The following is a 14772-nucleotide window of genomic DNA, read 5'->3' as shown; positions in this document are numbered from 1 at the left end:
ACCTGGTTCACCTGGTGAGCCACTTCACCTCGTAGGCCTTCATCCCGAACCGCTTGCCGTCCACCTGCGCGCTGATCGCCCGGTCGAGGGTGTTGACCACCAGGACCGTCCTGTCGCTGGCGAGGACGCGGACGTTGGGCACGTCGTCCTGGGCGACGGAGACCGTCTCGTACCTGGTCCCCGGCGGGAACGCCTTCCCGAACCGGGACACCAGGTCGTACATGGGCAACGCCTGCCCGCCGTCGCCGCCGTCCGTCGTGGTCCACAGGCAGCCGGCGCAGTCGCCGCCCTTCTCGTCCTCCGGGTTCCAGTAGAAACCGGAGTCGGCGCCGCCCCCGACCAGGGCGATCATGCCGGTGGCCTGGACGGCGACCCGGTGCTCCTCGGTCCAGCCGTCGCGTTCGTCACGGCCGTCGGCGGGCTCGACGTAGTACTCGGCCCACCACAGCGGCAGGCCGTGCGTCTGCCTGCGCACCCACTCGCTGACGTAGGTGAGCTTCTCCGTCGCGGCGAACTCGTCCGGCAGCAGGTCGTCGTCGTTGGTGTAGCTGGACCCGTCGACGACCACGAAGTCGGCGCCCGCCTTGTGGGTGTTCCAGTAGTCGAAGGCGTCGACGACCCGCTGGTCCAGGACGCCCCAGTCGCCCTTGAGGGTGGTGGAGGCGTTCTCGGTCTGGCGCGGGTCGAAGCTGTCCATGACGAGGTAGGGACCGCCGACCATGATGTCCTTGTTCACGGCCTTCAACGCCTTGTAGACGAGGTTGTACAGCTCGGTGTAGCCCTCGTAGTCCCAGCGGCCCTTCGCGTTGTTCCAGAAGCCCTTGAACTCGTTCCAGACGATGAAGTGCCGTACGTCCGGATAGCGCCTGGCGACGGTCGCGGCGAGGTCGGCGTAGTCCTGGTAGTGGTCGGGGGTGGGCGCGGTCTCCAGGGCGGCCTGGCTCCAGTCGGTGTTGTCCGCCCCGGCCCTGCCGCCCTTCATCCAGTCCGGGGAGCAGCACAGGGTGATCACCGGGGTGCCGCCCGACCTGCGCATGAAGTCGACGCGCCGGTCCAGTGCGCCGAAGTCGTAACGCCCCTTCACCGGCTCGGGGTTGTCGGCGCCCCAGCCCATGATGGCCTGGTCCTGCGGCATCCCGGCGTCCTGGGACAGCCGGTCCTCGACCCGCCCGGTGGCGGTCGGACTGCCCTCGTCGGCGCTGTACTGGGTGTGGGTGAAGCCCCAGCCCACGGACGGCTCGGTGGCGTCCGGCGGGGTGGCGGGGGTGCCGTGCACCTTGTCGCCGTCGCGGGTCGTGCCCGCGGTGTCGGCGCCGCCCCCGGGAAGTGTGTTGACCAGTGCCACGATCAGGGCGAGCGCGGCCACACCCACCCCGAGCAGGGCGGTGAGCCGCCACCGCCGAGCCCCCGAATTCCACCCATGACGTCCCATCAAGGACAACTCTAACGACGGACATCGCCCCGGGGGCAGGTCTTGGGAACACCCGCGCCCGAAGTGGGGCGGGGCTGTGTTCGACAGGCGTCCGCGCCGGGTGGGCACGACCGGTCACCTGCTGCCCGCGGATGGCGAACCGCCAGTGCCATCCGAGGGAAATGCCGTGCGCGCGGCACATCCGTGGCGGATCATGGCGGCATGTCTGCCAAGCCGCACGAGACGCTGCCGATCCGGCTCAACGTCGACGACTCCGACTCCCCGTCCGATGTCGTCGACGCGCTGTTCCTCGGCCGCTTCGCGACGGGCGAGCAGCCGTACTCGCACGCGGCCAACATCGACCGGGTGCGGTCCGGGGCGACCCTGCTGCCGAAGGAGGCGCGGGTGCTGCGGGTGGCCCGCGACGACGACCGCAGCGCGACGCTCGCGGAGGGCGACGGCTGGACGCTGCTGGTGTCCCGCTGGAACCGGGGCGCCGACGTCACCGTCACCGCCACCACCGCCGAGCTGGCCGCGAAGGTGCTGAACGAGGCGACGGACGGCGCGGCCGACGAGCCGGAACCGCAGCCGGAGAACGTCACCATGGGCTTCTGGTACGTCTCACCGCGCCGCGGCCCGCACCGCACCACCCGGCAGATCTCCGCGGGCACCTGGGACGAGGTCCGCGCCAACTACACGGCGCCGGTCGCGGACGCGATGGACCGCCTGATGAAGACGACGCCCGAGGACATCGCGGGCCGTCTGCTCCTCCTGCACGGCCCGCCCGGCACCGGCAAGACCTCGGCCCTGCGCACGCTCGCCCGTTCCTGGCGGGACTGGTGCCAGGTGGACTGCGTCCTCGACCCGGAACGGCTCTTCTCCGACGTCGGCTACCTGATGGACATCGCGATCGGCGAGGAGGACGGCGCCGGCAAGGGCCGCTGGCGGCTCCTGCTCCTTGAGGACTGCGACGAACTGATCCGCGGCGAGGCCAAGCACACCGCCGGGCAGGCGCTGTCCCGCCTGCTCAACCTCACCGACGGCCTGCTCGGCCAGGGCCGCAACGTCCTGGTCGGCGTCACCACCAACGAGGACCTGGAGCGGCTGCACCCCGCCGTGGTCCGCCCCGGCCGCTGTCTGGCCCGGATCGAGGTGGGCGCTTTGACCCACCGCGAGGCGGTGAACTGGCTCGGCGCGGAGGAGGGGGTGGGCCGGGACGGGGCGACCCTGGCGGAGCTGTACGCGCTGCGCCGGGGCACGGCGCCGACGTCGGTGCCGGGGGCGCGGGAGGGCGCGGACGCGGGGCTGTACCTGTAGTGCTTTGATGGGGGTGTGCCCCTGTTCGTCGGAACCTCGGGCTGGCAGTACAAGGACTGGCGGAACGTCCTGTACCCGGCCGACGTGCCCGTGCGCGCCTGGCTGGAGGAGTACGCGAGGCACTTCACGACGGTCGAGCTGAACAACGCGTTCTACCGTCTGCCGACCCGCGAGAACTTCGAGTCCTGGCGGGACCGGGTCCCGCCGGACTTCGTGGTCGCGGTCAAGGCGAGCCGCTACCTCACGCACGTCAAGCGCCTCAGGGACCCCGAGGAGCCGGTCGGCCGCCTGATGACCCACGCGGCGGGCCTCGGCGACCGGCTGGGCCCGGTCCTCCTCCAGCTCCCGCCGACGCTCAAGGCGGACCCGCCGCTGCTGGACGTCTGCCTGTCGTGCTTCCCACGCGGTACGAGGGTGGCGGTGGAACCCCGCCACGACTCCTGGTGGACGCGCGAGACCTGCGAGGTCCTGGAGTCCCGGGCAGCGGCCCTGTGCTGGGCCGACATCCAGGCCCACCCCATGACCCCGCTCTGGCACACCACCGACTGGGGCTACGTCCGCTTCCACCAGGGCCGGGCCCACCCCTGGCCCCGCTACGGCCGCCGCTCCCTGGAGACGTGGGCCGACCGCATCGCCACGGCCTACCCCCGAAGCGCCGACGTCTACACGTACTTCAACAACGACCCGGGCGGGGCGGCGGTCCGGGACGCGGTGGCGTTCGGGAGTGCGGCGCGGCGGGCGGGGCTGACGGTGACCAGGACGCCGGAGCCGAGCACGATCGGCTGACGCCGTGCTTCCGTGCTTCCGTGCTTCCGTGCTTCCGGCGTCGGGCCGAGCCGGGTTCGGTACCGCCGGGCACCCCGTCGTGGCCGGACACCGTCGCAGCGGAAAAGAGGGCCTGGCGGTGGAGGGGCCTGGCGGAGGAAGTGCTTGGCAGAGGAAGGGCGCCCGGCCCTGCCCCCGCCGGCGTATTTTTCCCTCCGCCGCGGCGACGATCGGCCACGACGGCGCATTCCGGCGGTGACGAGCCGCCCTCAGCGCTCTCCGTACGCCGCCCGCACCGCATCCCGCACCGCGGACAGCGCCTCCTCCTCGGCCAGCCCGAGTCGCCGGACCCGCTCGGCGTAGGCCTGGGCGGCCAGCGACGCCTCGCGTTCCGCCGCCGAGCCCGCCGCCGCGACGAACGTGCCGTTGCGCCCCCGCGTCTCGATCACCCCGTCCGTCTCCAGGGCCCGGTACGCCTTGGCCACCGTGTTCACCGCCAGGCCCAGCGACTCGGCCAGCCCCCTGACCGTCGGCAGCCGGTACCCCACCGGCAGCACCCCGCCCCGCGCCTGCTCGGAGATCTGCGCCCGCACCTGCTCGTACGGCGGCGCGCTGTCATCGATGTGGATCTTCAAGGTCACGGCCCGATTCTCCCGCAACCGCCGGAAAATGAGAGGCATCCCGCACACGTCCCGCATAGCGTGCGCCCCATGACAGTGATCGTGCGTGACCTGCGCCCCGACGTCCGGTCGGACGCCGAGGGCTTCGCCCGGGTCCGGCAGCTGGCCCTCCCCTTCATACTGTTCACGCCGGAGTCCCTGGTCCACGACCTCACGCACACCCACCCCGACGCCCGCTTCCGCCAGCTGGTCGCGGAGGAGGACGGCGAGGTCGTCGGCACCGCCCAGGTCGGCCTCGCCCACGAGAGCACGGAACCCGGCCAGGGCTTCGCCAACGTGTACGTGCACCCGGAGCACACCGGCCGGGGCGTCGGCACCCTCCTGGCCCGCACGGCGGAGGCGCACCTCTCGGCGGCCGGCGCGAGCACGTCGTACGCCTGGGTCCTGGACGCCCCGGCCAACCGCGCCTTCGCGGAGCGGCGCGGCTACCGCGCGAGCCGGTCCGCCCACTTCCTCCGGCTCGACCTCGCGCACGGCACCCTTCCCCCGCCGCGGACTCCCCCGCCCGGCGTGGAGCTGCGCAGCGGCGCCGACTTCGCCGCCGACCCGCGCCCGCTCTTCGACCTCGACGCGGAGACGACGCTGGACGAACCGAGCGACATCGACACGGAGTTCGCCGACTACGAGGCGTGGCTGGACGGGACCTGGCGGCACCCGCTGTTCAGCCGGGAGCTGACCTCGGTCGTCCTGGTCGACGGCCGCCCCGCCGCCTTCAGCGCGGCCCGCACCGACAACGGCACCCGGTACGGCACCGTCATGACCGGCACCGCCCGCGCCTTCCGCGGCCGAGGGCTGGCCAAGCTCGCCAAGAACGACTCACTGCACCGCGCCCGCGCCGCCGGCTTCACCCGGGCGTTCACGGGCAACGACAGCGGCAACGGCCCGATGCTCGCGACCAACAAGTGGTTCGGGTACGAGATCTGCGCAACGGAGGTCAGGTATGTCCGCGAACTCGGCTGAGCCGGCCGGCACGGTGGACGTCGTGCTGGTCAAGGCGGGCCGCACGAAGATCCGTTACCCCGCCGAGCTGCTGCACGACGACGGCGTCCGGATCGCCGTGCGCGCCCCCTGGGCCGGTGACACGCCCCGCGACTTCGGCTTCGTCCGCTTCGAACAGGGCGACGTCTTCACCGAGTTCTACTGGCGGAACCGCTGGTACGCGGTGAAGGAGGTCCGCGCGGCCGACGGCACGCTGAAGGGCTGGTACTGCGACGTCACCCGCCCGGCGACGCTCGACGGCGGCCGGCTGGTCGTCGAGGATCTCGACCTGGACCTGTGGCGCTCCGCCGACGGCACGGACGTACGGCGCCTGGACGAGGACGAGTTCGCCGGGAGCGGGCTGGCGGAGCGGGACCCGGAGGCCGCGGCGGCGGCCGTGGCCGCGCTGGACACGCTGGAGGCCCTGGCCCACGAGCCCGGCTTCGCCACCGCCCTGCTGTCGCCCTGAAGCACCCCTCAGACCGTCGCCACCACCGCGTACCGCTCGTCGTCGACCTCCTTCCCCCACAGCACCGCCTGCGCGGACAGCGGCTCCACCCGCACGTCCGCGGCGAGCGGTGCGAGGAGGGCGGTGAGCCGGTCGGCGGGTATGCCGACCGGGGTCACGGTCCCCCACACCCCCTCCACCAGCACGAACCGGCCTCCGGGCCGCAGCAGGCCGCGCCAGTGCCGCAGCACGCGCGCGGGGTCGGGCAGCGCCCACAGCACATGCCGTACGAGAACGGCGTCGAAGAGCAGCTCGCCCACCGGCGGTGCCGCCGCGTCGCCGAGCAGGAACACCGCGTCCCGGCCGGCGAGCTTGGCGCGGGCCCGGGCCACCATCGCCGGGGAGCTGTCGACCCCGGTGACGCGATGACCCTGCTCGGCGGCGAGAAGGGCGAGGCTGCCGGTGCCGCAGCCGAGGTCGAGGACGTCGGCGGGGCGGGCCGGCAGCCACGCCCCCAGCCGTGCCGCCCAGGCCGCACGGACCTCGGGCGCGCCGAGGCCATGATCCGGCTCCTCGTCGAACCGGGCCGCCTCGGCATCCCAGTCGACACTCACCGCAACCGTCCGATCACTTTCATTCCTCATGCCCCCAGCGTGACACCCACCACTGACACTCGATCCATGTGACAGCGACCACTGACAGACCGGCACCGATGAGGAACTCTCGCCAAAAGCGTCTGCCTCCGTGACATCGCGGAACCGGGTAGGCACTGAAGGAGGCAGCCATGCGCCGCACAACCGTGCAGAAGCCCCTGAAGAGGACGGAAAGCCGCCGGATCCGCGAGGACGCCGACGAGCGCCCCGCCGGACGCCCCGAGGTGCGCAAGGACATCGCACGCACCTGGTGGCCGGACGGCTGACCGTGCGCCCCCGCGCCCTTCAGTCCAGCCGTTTGCGGTAGTGGACGCGGTCGTACGGCCCGTCCGTCCGCCGCTCGACGACCTCGTACCCGTACTTCGGGTAGATCTTCCGGTTCTCCCACATCAGCGCATTCGTGTAGAGCCTGACCTCGGGCAGGCCCAGCGCACGCGCGCGTGCGTCCACGAACTCCAGCAGCCGCCGTCCCACCCCCGTGCCGTGCGCGTCGGGGTGGACGGCGATGCTGTCGAGGAACAGGTGGTCGTCGTGGACCTCGATGACGACGAGCCCGGTCACCGGCTCCCCGACCACGAACACCCGGCCCGCGGCCACATTCGCCATGTGGTCCGCCTCCATGGGCTGCGGCACCACCCCGATCCGGGCGATGTAGTGGTGGTACGCCATGTCGGTCACGGCCTTCACGGCCGGTACGTCGGCGGCCCGGGCGGGCCTGATCCCGTCGTTCGTCATGGCGTGAACGCTAGCTACCTCAGCGCAGTCCGAACACTCCCTTAAGGCGACCATAAGGATCTCCTTCGCCCGCTCCCAGCAGGCGATTTCACGGTTCCTTGGGGCTAGCTTTCTGATCGCCCCCACGGGATCCACCCCCCACGGGACCCGCCCCGGCGGGACCGCGCCCGCCCCGAGAACCGTTCCGAGGAGTCTCCGCATGCTCGCAACACGCCGTCAGGCCGCCGTCGCCGCCGCGCTCGGCGTGACTGCGGTCACGTTCGCCGCCGCGCCCGCGTCCGCGCACGGCACGATGGGCGACCCGGTCAGCCGGGTCGCCCAGTGTTACGCGGAGAACCCGGAGAGCCCGAAGTCCGACGCGTGCAAGGCCGCGGTGGCGGCCGGCGGCACACAGGCCCTCTACGACTGGAACGGCATCCGCATCGGCGACGCGAACGGGCGGCACCAGGCGCTGATCCCGGACGGGAAGCTGTGCAGCGCGGGCAACGACGAGTTCAAGGGCCTCGACCTGGCCCGCGCCGACTGGCCGGCGACGGACGTGAGCAGCGGGTCGTACACCTTCAGGTACCGGGTGACCGCGCCGCACAAGGGCACCTTCAAGGTGTACCTCACCAAGGCGGGTTACGACCCGGCCAAGCCGCTCGCCTGGGCGGACCTGGACCTGGACCGTCCGGTGGCGACGGCCACCGACCCGGTCGCCGCCGGCGGTTTCTACACGTTCTCCGGCACGCTCCCCGAACGGACCGGCCGCCAGCTGCTGTACGCGGTCTGGCAGCGCTCGGACAGCCCGGAGGCCTTCTACTCCTGCTCGGACGTGGAGTTCGGGGGCGGTGACAACACCCACACGGGTACGGCCCCGGCCCCCTCCGCACCCAGCGCCTCCGCCCCTAGCGACGCGCAGATCGCGGCCGGTGCCGACAAGTCGACGATCGAGCATGACGGTCACGGCGACGACGACGCGAGCACCTCGGCCGATCCGACCGGCGACCCGACCGGCGACCCGACGCGGGCCAACGCCCCCGAGCAGGCCGGAAGTCCGGGGACGACGGCGCTCGCCGCGACCGGCGGCGACGGCTCCACGCCGTATCTGGCGATCGGCGGGGCGGCCGCCCTGGCGCTGGGCTCCAGCGCGCTCTTCCTGTCGGTACGGCGGCGGGCGCCGCGGCGCTGATCCCTCATGGTTCCGGGGCCTGACCGGCGGCTCAGGCCGGACAGGCCCCGGCGGCGTTCAGTTGGGCAGGTGCTCAGCTGAACGCCGACGCGCAGGTGGTGGCGGTGGCGTGGGCCGGGTCGAGCGCGTTGGCCACCTCGTGGAAGGCGATCCGGTCGAAGAGGCCGATCGCCACGTGCTCCGAGAGGTCGAGCGAGCAGAGGTCCTGGAGCAGGACGTTGTGGACGTCGGAGCCGCTCAGGTACTGGCTCTGCCAGGGGGTGGCCACCTCGTCGTACTTGGTGGAGATGACCGTGTAGTGCACTCCGGGGACGGTGTCGCCGCCCGCGTTGAGCTTGGTGAGGAAGGCGGAGCCGGGGATCTGGTCGGCGAGGCCGGGGGTGGTGGCCTTGATCAGGTCCGAGGCGCCGGGGAAGTACGGCAGCAGGTTGGTGAGGCCGCTGAGGGTGGCGCCGTGGTTGTCGGGGGCGAGGCCGACGAGGGCGTTCACCTTGGCGGCGCCGCCGAGGAACCTCAGGTAGTAGCGGGGCATCATGCCGCCCTGGGAGTGGCCGACGAGGTCGGCCTTGGCGGCGCCGGTCGCGGCGAGCACTTTGTCTACGAAGGCGGAGAGTTGCTCTGCCGACTTGTCGATGGGGCCGAGGCCGTAGAAGACGGGGACGCCGGACAGCTGGCCGTAGTCGAGGGAGAAGACGCAGTAGCCGCGGTCCTCCAGGTACGGGGCGAGGGAGAGCCAGTTGTCGACGGAGTTGCCGAGGGTGCCGTGGACCAGGACCACCGGGCGGGGGTGGGCGGCGGAGGGACGGCAGGAGTAGTCGTTCCAGCCGGTCGTGGGGGCACTGGAGGCGTGGGCGGTGGCGGCGGGAACGGTGGCTACGGCGGCGGCGAGGAGCAGCGCGGTGAGGGGTCTGAGCACTCGTTTCCAGGGCAGCATCGGGTGATCTCCTTGCGGCTCAAGGGAGGTACGACGGCCTTACGCCCTGTGATCCGGATCACGAAGGATGCTGTTCACTCATCAAGTTACGGACGAGTAGTGCAAGCGTGAAGTTACGCGTCGGTAAAACTTCCGAGTAACCGGTCGCACGCCACTCGCCTGACGGGGTGTCACCAGCGGGCCTGAGGGGACCATAGGGTGTGATACACCCCAAACACTCCCGCAACACGCGCACTTCCCCCTCCCCCGGCGCATCCCCCAGCCCCGCACGACCTCCGCGGCCGTCTCCTCCGTCAGCCCGGAGGCCGAGTCGGCCCACGGCGGCAGGATCATGCCGCCGCGGGCCGGCTGACGTACCAGGAATCGGAGTTGACCGTGCGAGTCGGCCCCGGCGTCAACTCGGGGCCGCGGCCTGCATGATGAGCCTGCCGATCGCTTCCGGGTGCGTGACCAGGGACAGATGGCCCGCGTCGACCTCGACGGTCGTGGCCTTCATCCGCTTGGCCATGAAGCGCTCGAGCCCGGGATCGATGGTGCGGTCGCCCTTCGAGACCGCGTACCAGGACGGCTTCCGGTGCCAGGCGGCGACGCTCGTGGTGGGCGGCGCCGTCGACAGCGACCCCTGGACGGCGTACAGCTCGAGCGCCTCCTTCCGGGGCACCCCGTTCGCGAAGTCCCGCAGGAACGCCTGCTCGCTCAGAAACCTGAAACCGTTCGCGGTGACGATGCCGGAGTCGACCGGAGGGGTGGGGAACTTCGCGGCGAGGGCGGCGAAGTCCTCACCGGCCTCCGGGGCGCGGGCGGCGACATGGACGAGCCCGGTGACGTTCGGCGCGAGCCCGGCCTGGGAGATGACGGTCCCGGCGTAGGAGTGCGCGACCAGGACCGTGGGCCCGTCCTGCCGGGCCAGCGCGAAGTTCGTGGCGGCGACGTCGTCGGCGAGGGACGTGAGGGGGTTCTGCACCACGATGACGTTCCCGGCACCCGGCGCCCGGCGGTGATTTCCGCCAACTGCTCCGCCCGGTCCGGGAACTGACCGGGCGGAGCCTGTTGCGGGCGCCACTCACCCTCCAAAGAATCGCTTGCACGTTCGATTAAGAGTCGCTGACCGGGGCTGATGGGGTTAGAGTAATCGAACGAGCGTACGATGAACATATCTGACCTATGGCCGAAAAGGGGTGGAGTGATGGAGGTGCGGCATGACGGGCTTCGCCCATCTGCACGTCGCGTCCGGTTACTCCGCCCGCTACGGCGCCTCCCATCCCGAGCAGCTCGTCCGGCGGGCGGCGGACCGGGGCATGTCCGCGCTCACGCTCACCGACCGGGACACGGTCACCGGGGCTGTTCGATTCGCACGGGCCTGCACGAAGGACGGGGTCCGGCCGGTCTTCGGCATCGACCTCGCGGTGGCGGCCCTGGCACCCCCGCCGCCCGCCCGGCACCGCCGCACCCCGGCACGCGGCGGCGCGCACGTGGTCGAGCCGCCGCTGCGGTTCGTGCTGCTCGCCCAGGACCGGGCGGGCTGGGCCCGGCTGTGCCGGATCACGTCGGCCGCCCACGTCGGGGCCGTGTCCGGTGTGCCGCCGGTGGTGCCGTGGGAGGCACTGTGCGAGTACGGCGGCGCCGGCCTGACCGTGCTGCTCGGGCCGCTCTCGGAGCCGGTGCGGGCACTGTCGGTGGGGCGGGAGGACGTCGCGGTGAAGCTGCTGGCGCCCTGGCAGGAGATCTTCGGAAGGGATGTTCGATTGGAAGCCGTCGCGCAGAAACGTTCCGGCACGGGTCCGGGATCCCTGCGCCTGGCCGCCCGCACCCTCGCCCTGGCCGACCGCACCGGCACCACCGCCGTCCTCTCCAACGCCGTCCGCTACGCCGACCCCGACCAGCACCGCCTCGCCGACGTCCTGGACGCCACCCGACTGCTCAGACCGATCGACCGGCGCCGCCTGGACAGCGGGCAACGCTGGCTCAGGGACGAGCGGGGGATGGCGGCCGTCGCCCGCATGATCACCGACTGCGCCGGAACGGACCCCCGCCGGGCCCACCGCCTGATGGCGGACACCGCCGCCACCGCTGACACGTGCACCGTGGACCCGGCGGCCGACCTCGGCCTCGGCACCCCGCACCTCCCCGAACCGGCGCTCTTCGGCGCCGAGCCCGGAGCCGGCGGCGCGGCCCGGCTGCTGCGGCAGAGGTCCGAAGACGGCCTGGCCCGACGCGGCCTCGACCGCGACCGGGCGGCGCTCGCCCGGCTGGACGAGGAGCTCGCCGTCATCTCCCACTGGAACTACGACGCGTACTTCCTCGCCGTCGGACAGGTCGTCGCCGACATCCGGGCCAGGGGCATCCGGGTCGCGGCCCGCGGCTCCGGCGCCGGCTCCCTGGTCTGCCACGCCCTGGACATCGCCACCGCCAACCCGCTCGACCACAGCCTGCTGTTCGAACGCTTCCTCAGCATGCGCCGGGAGTCACTGCCCGACATCGACATCGACGTGGAGTCCGCCCGCCGCCTGGAGTGCTACGACACCATCTTCGAATGCTTCGGCAAGGAACGGGTGGCGGTGACCGCGATGCCCGAGACCTACCGGGCGCGCAGGGCCCTGCGGGACACCGGCCTCGCCCTCGGCATCCCGCCCGCCGACGTCGACCGGATCGCCAAGAGCTTCCCGCACCTGCGCGCCTGCGACATCGGCAGTGCCCTCGCCGAACTGCCCGAACTACGGCAGCTCGCGGGCGAGGCGCACCGGTACGGCCCCCTGTGGGAGCTGGCCGAGGGCCTCGACTCCCTGGTCCACGGCATGGCCATGCACCCCTGCGGCGTGGTCATCAGCGACGCCGGCCTCCTGGACCGGCTGCCGGTGCAGCCCACCCCGCAGGGCGACTACCCCATGGCCATGGCCGCGAAGGAGGAGATCGAGGCGCTGGGCAACATCAAACTCGACGTCCTGGGGGTGCGGATGCAGTCCGCGATGGCCCACGCCGTCACCGAGATCGAACGCACCACCGGCAACCACATCGACCTCGACGACCCCGGGCAGGTCCCGCTCGACGACGTCTTCGCCTTCAAGCTCATCCAGGCCAGCCAGACCCTCGGCCTGTTCCAGCTGGAGTCCCCCGGCCAGCAGGACCTGCTGTCCCGGCTCCAGCCCCGCGACGTCCAGGACGTCATCGCCGACATCAGCCTCTTCCGTCCGGGCCCGGTCGCCGGCGGCATGCCCGAGCGGTACATCGCCGCCCGCCACGGCGGCACACCCGGCTACGCCCACCCGGACCTCGAACCCGTCCTCGCCGACACCTACGGCGTGACCATCTGGCACGAGCAGATCATCGAGACGCTGCGGGTGCTGACCGGCTGCGACCGGGCCTTCGGCGAGATCACCCGGCGGGCGCTCGGCGACAAGGAGCAACTGCCCAGGATCAGGGACTGGTTCCACCAGAAGGCCCGCGCGCGTGGCTACAGCGCGGCCGTGCGGGACGAGGTGTGGAAGACCGTCGAGGCCTTCGGCGCGTACGGCTTCTGCCGCGCCCATGCGGTCGCCTTCGCCGTGCCCGCCCTGCAGAGCGCCTGGCTCAAGGCGCACTACCCGGCGTTCCTGCTGGCGGGCCTGCTCGAACACGACCCCGGGATGTGGCCCAAGCGGGTCCTGGTCGCCGACGCCCGCCGGGGCGGGGTTCCCGTCCTGCCCGTCGACGTCAACGGCTCCCGGGTGAAGCACACCGTGGAGAAGACCGACGGAGACCGGTGGGGGGTACGCCTCGCCCTGTCCGGGGTGCGCGGCATCAGCGAGGAGGAGAGTGCCAGGATCGAGGAGGGGCAGCCGTACGGATCCCTCTCCGACTTCTGGCAGCGGGCCCGCCCCAGCAGACCGGTCGCCGAACGCCTCGCCGAGATCGGCGCGTTGACCTGTCTGCACGACGGCCGGCTCACCCGGCGCGACCTGCTGCTCCAGATCGCCGAGTTGCACCGGCAGTCCCGCACCCGGTCCGCGGGCGCGGGCCAGCTGCCCATCGACGCGGGCGCCGTCGGCGGGGCGGAACCGAGCGGGCTGCCGGAGATGACCGGCCGCGAAGCCCTGAGCGCCGAGCTGAACACCCTCGGCATCGACGTCTCCAGGCACCTGATGGAGCACCACCACCGGCTGCTCCGCGAGATCGGCGCGACCGACGCGGCCCACCTGGCAGGCATGCGCGCCGGTCAGCAGGTCCTCGTCGCGGGTGTACGCGCCTCCACCCAGACCCCGCCGATCGCGAGCGGCAAGCGGATCATCTTCGTCACCCTGGAGGACGGCTCCGGCCTCGTCGACCTGGCCTTCTTCGAGGACTCCCACCCGGCCTGCGCCCACACCGTCTTCCACAGCGGGCTGCTCCTCGTCCGCGGCACGGTCCAGGTGCGCGGCACCCGCCGTACCGTCGTCGGCACGATGGCCTGGGACCTGGACGAGATCGCCGCGGCCCGCCGCGACAACGGCCCCGAGGCCGCCCTCGCCCTCCTCGGCCGGAACCGTCCGCACCCGACGCCCGCCCAGCCGCGGCGCACCCTGGCCGACGGCACCGCGGGCGCCCGGCTCCACCCGTACGCCGACCTCCAGCCGGCCGGCACCCGCTCCGCCGACCTGAAGAAGTTCGGCCACCGAAGCCCCGGGAGCGCGGGATGAGCGGGATGAGCGGGATGACCACACGCCGGCGGCACATCGCCCACCTGCATCTGCACACCGCTCTGACTGAGACTCAGTACGGTGACGTAATCGAACTGATGTCTGATGTCACGCCCCACGTGCAGCCCGTCCCGCCCGACGCGGTGCAGCTGGACCTGACGTCGGCGCTCCGGTACTTCGATCTGTCCCCCTATGACATGGTCCAGACGGCGATGATCCGGCTGAAGCTCTTCTACGGCATCGACAGCAGCGCCGGCCTCGCGGGCAACCGCATGCTCGCGGCCATGGCCGCCGACGCGTCCGCGCCCGGGGACACCACCTGGGTCCCCGTCGAACGGGCCGCCGAATGGCTGTATCCACGCCCGGTCACCGCGCTGCCCGGAATCGGCCGCGCCACAGCCTCGACGCTCAGCAGATACGGCCTGCACACCATCGGCCAGATCACCGACCTGCCCGCAGCGACCCTGCAACGGCTCCTCGGAGTCGGCCAGGCGCGACTGCTGGCCGAGCGCGCCCGCGGCCATGACCCCCGCCCGGTGGTCCCCGCGGAACCGGCGACCCATCTGAGTGCCGACCTTGTGCTCGACCGGGACTGTCTCGATCCGGCGCAGCAGCACCGCGCGGTCCTGGGACTTGCCGAACAGGTCGGCCTGCGCCTGCGCGGCGAACACCAGGTCGCCGGCCGGCTCGCCCTCACGGTGCGGTACGCCGACCGCAGCTCCACCACCCGCACCCGCACACTGCCGGAGCCGACCAGCCACTCCCCCGCCCTCGCGGCACATGCCCTGGGCCTGCTGAACGCACTGGGGCTGCAGCGGGCGAGAGTCCGCGCTTTCGCGGTCCGTGCCGACGCCCTGCTGCCGGAAGGCAAGGCCAGCCGGCAGCTCTCCATGGATCCGGGCGAGGAGCGCGCCCGCGCCGCCGAAGCCGCCGCGGACCGTGCCCGCCGCCGCTTCGGACCCGGGGCGATACGGCCGGCGGCGCTGGCCGACTGACCGCTTCCGCCGGTGCGGGACCGGCGGAAACCA

14 protein-coding genes are annotated in these 14772 nt (G+C 72.3%); 8 read left to right on the top strand and 6 right to left on the bottom strand.

Going from position 1 to position 14772, the window contains the following annotated elements; genetic code table 11:
• Positions 1-7: 7 nt before the first annotated feature.
• Entirely contained in the window at positions 8-1432 is a 1425-nt protein-coding gene (locus ACGF5O_RS24430) for a xylan 1,4-beta-xylosidase (RefSeq protein ID WP_393812003.1), read from the bottom strand.
• Between the two features lie 201 nt (positions 1433-1633).
• Between ACGF5O_RS24430 and ACGF5O_RS24425 the strand changes: the two genes are divergently transcribed.
• Both ACGF5O_RS24425 and ACGF5O_RS24420 read left to right on the top strand, forming a co-directional pair.
• Positions 1634-2728, top strand: a complete 1095-nt coding sequence (locus tag ACGF5O_RS24425) for a DUF5925 domain-containing protein (protein WP_393812002.1) — start codon at positions 1634-1636, stop codon at positions 2726-2728.
• A gap of 15 nt (positions 2729-2743) precedes the next feature.
• Entirely contained in the window at positions 2744-3514 is a 771-nt protein-coding gene (locus tag ACGF5O_RS24420; RefSeq protein WP_393812001.1) for a DUF72 domain-containing protein, read from the top strand.
• 248 nt (positions 3515-3762) lie between these two features.
• On the opposite strand, the gene ACGF5O_RS24415 is transcribed toward ACGF5O_RS24420, so the two are convergent.
• Complete coding sequence (locus ACGF5O_RS24415; RefSeq protein ID WP_393812000.1) at positions 3763-4134, bottom strand: GntR family transcriptional regulator; 372 nt, start codon at positions 4132-4134, stop codon at positions 3763-3765.
• A 69-nt stretch (positions 4135-4203) separates the two neighbouring features.
• On the opposite strand from ACGF5O_RS24415, the gene ACGF5O_RS24410 reads away from it, so the two are divergent.
• Together ACGF5O_RS24410 and ACGF5O_RS24405 are read left to right on the top strand one after the other, a co-directional pair.
• Positions 4204-5133, top strand: a complete 930-nt coding sequence (locus tag ACGF5O_RS24410; protein ID WP_393811999.1) for a GNAT family N-acetyltransferase — start codon at positions 4204-4206, stop codon at positions 5131-5133.
• On the top strand, positions 5114-5620 hold the full coding sequence (locus tag ACGF5O_RS24405; RefSeq protein ID WP_393811998.1) for a DUF402 domain-containing protein: 507 nt from the start codon (positions 5114-5116) through the stop codon (positions 5618-5620). The genes ACGF5O_RS24410 and ACGF5O_RS24405 overlap by 20 nt, the downstream gene beginning before the upstream one ends.
• Before the next feature lie 8 nt (positions 5621-5628).
• Here the strand turns inward: ACGF5O_RS24405 and ACGF5O_RS24400 are convergent, their stop codons facing one another.
• Positions 5629-6243 carry a class I SAM-dependent methyltransferase gene (locus ACGF5O_RS24400; RefSeq protein WP_393811997.1) on the bottom strand — a complete coding sequence of 205 codons (615 nt, stop codon included), beginning with the start codon at positions 6241-6243 and terminating at the stop codon, positions 5629-5631.
• Positions 6244-6383: 140 nt separating this feature from the next.
• On the opposite strand from ACGF5O_RS24400, the gene ACGF5O_RS24395 reads away from it, so the two are divergent.
• Entirely contained in the window at positions 6384-6518 is a 135-nt protein-coding gene (locus tag ACGF5O_RS24395; RefSeq protein ID WP_393811996.1) for a hypothetical protein, read from the top strand.
• A 19-nt stretch (positions 6519-6537) separates the two neighbouring features.
• Here the strand turns inward: ACGF5O_RS24395 and ACGF5O_RS24390 are convergent, their stop codons facing one another.
• A complete protein-coding gene (locus tag ACGF5O_RS24390) occupies positions 6538-6930 on the bottom strand; it encodes a GNAT family N-acetyltransferase (protein WP_393811995.1) in 393 nt (130 codons plus the stop codon).
• A gap of 256 nt (positions 6931-7186) precedes the next feature.
• Between ACGF5O_RS24390 and ACGF5O_RS24385 the strand changes: the two genes are divergently transcribed.
• Positions 7187-8158 carry a lytic polysaccharide monooxygenase gene (locus ACGF5O_RS24385; RefSeq protein ID WP_393811994.1) on the top strand — a complete coding sequence of 324 codons (972 nt, stop codon included), beginning with the start codon at positions 7187-7189 and terminating at the stop codon, positions 8156-8158.
• 73 nt (positions 8159-8231) lie between these two features.
• Here the strand turns inward: ACGF5O_RS24385 and ACGF5O_RS24380 are convergent, their stop codons facing one another.
• On the bottom strand, positions 8232-9092 hold the full coding sequence (locus tag ACGF5O_RS24380) for an esterase/lipase family protein (RefSeq protein ID WP_393811993.1): 861 nt from the start codon (positions 9090-9092) through the stop codon (positions 8232-8234).
• A gap of 394 nt (positions 9093-9486) precedes the next feature.
• A complete protein-coding gene (locus ACGF5O_RS24375; RefSeq protein ID WP_393811992.1) occupies positions 9487-10059 on the bottom strand; it encodes an alpha/beta hydrolase in 573 nt (190 codons plus the stop codon).
• Between the two features lie 232 nt (positions 10060-10291).
• Here ACGF5O_RS24375 and ACGF5O_RS24370 point away from each other — a divergent pair, with 232 nt between their 5' ends.
• Together ACGF5O_RS24370 and ACGF5O_RS24365 are read left to right on the top strand one after the other, a co-directional pair.
• The gene (locus ACGF5O_RS24370) at positions 10292-13744 is read left to right on the top strand and encodes a DNA polymerase III subunit alpha (RefSeq protein ID WP_393811991.1); all 3453 of its coding nucleotides are present in this window, start codon (positions 10292-10294) and stop codon (positions 13742-13744) included.
• Between the two features lie 14 nt (positions 13745-13758).
• Positions 13759-14739: an ImpB/MucB/SamB family protein gene (locus ACGF5O_RS24365; RefSeq protein ID WP_393811990.1), complete on the top strand. Its 981-nt coding sequence runs from the start codon at positions 13759-13761 to the stop codon at positions 14737-14739.
• Positions 14740-14772: the final 33 nt, after the last annotated feature.

Source organism: Streptomyces sp. NPDC048291, assembly GCF_043201715.1.
Taxonomy (GTDB): domain Bacteria; phylum Actinomycetota; class Actinomycetes; order Streptomycetales; family Streptomycetaceae; genus Streptomyces.
This window is presented reverse-complemented; position numbering and strand designations above follow the sequence as displayed.